1 protein-coding gene is annotated in these 1084 nt (G+C 75.7%); it reads left to right on the forward strand.

What is annotated here, in order from left to right:
- A partial coding sequence (locus ACWGB8_RS38630; protein ID WP_452218316.1) for a serine/threonine-protein kinase occupies window positions 1-1077 on the forward strand: 1077 nt, incomplete at its 5' end.
- Window positions 1078-1084 lie beyond the last annotated feature (7 nt).

Here is a 1084-nt window from a genome sequence, read left to right on the forward strand (position 1 = left end):
CCGCCGATCGGGCAGCCCTGGCCGTACGCCGCCCAGGCCCCGCACGCGCAGCCCGCTCCTTCGCCGCAGCCCCACCCCGCGCCCCAGGGTGCGCCGTACGTCCCCACCCAGGCCGACCGCGGCCCCGGGCCCGCACCGCAGGTCGCACCGCAGGTCGCACCGCAGGTCGCGCACCAGGAGCTGCGCGCCTACGAGCCGCGCACCATCGGCGGCTACCAGCTGCTCGGACGCATCGGCGCCGGCGGCATGGGCACCGTCTACCTGGCCCGCCGCGAGGGCTCCGCCACCCAGGTCGCACTGAAGACCATCAACCCCGAACTCCTCGACGACGCCGAACTGCTGCGCCGCTTCGAACGCGAGGCCGAAGTCCTCGCCATGGTCTCCGGCGCCTACACCGCCCGGGTCCTCGACTCCGGCGTGGACACCGGACGCCCCTACCTGGCGATGGAACTCCTCGACGGACGCCCCCTCGACGCCCACCTGCGCGAACAGGGCCCGATCCGCACCCCCGAGGCCCTGCGCGCCCTCGCCCTGGCCCTGGCCGTCGCCCTCGCCGGAGTACACCGCCTCGGCCTGGTCCACCGCGACCTCAAACCCGCCAACATCATGCTCACCACCGCAGGCCCCCGCCTGCTCGACTTCGGCATCGCCTCCATCGTCGACGCCACCCGCCTGACCCGCACCGGCGGCGGACCCGGCACCCTGACCTACATGGCCCCCGAACAGTTCGGCGACGAGCCCGTCGGCCCCGCCGCCGACGTCTGGGCCTGGGCCTGCTGCGTCGTCTGCGCCGCCCACGGCACCAGCCCCTTCGCCGCCACCAGCACCGGCGCCGTCATCCGCCGCATCGTCGAGAGCGGCCCCGAACCCACCGCCATCGCCACCGTCCGGGCCCTCGACCCCGCCCTGGCCGCCGCCGTCGCACGCGCACTGGCCACCGACCCGGCCGCCCGCCCCGCCGACGGCACCGACCTGCTCGACCTGCTGACCGCCGGCCAGGGCGCCGGACACACCCTGCTCGACACCGGCACCGTCCGCGAACAGATCACCCAGGGCTGGCGAACCCTCGCCCTCTGACCGAACG

Source organism: Kitasatospora sp. NPDC054939, assembly GCF_053610105.1.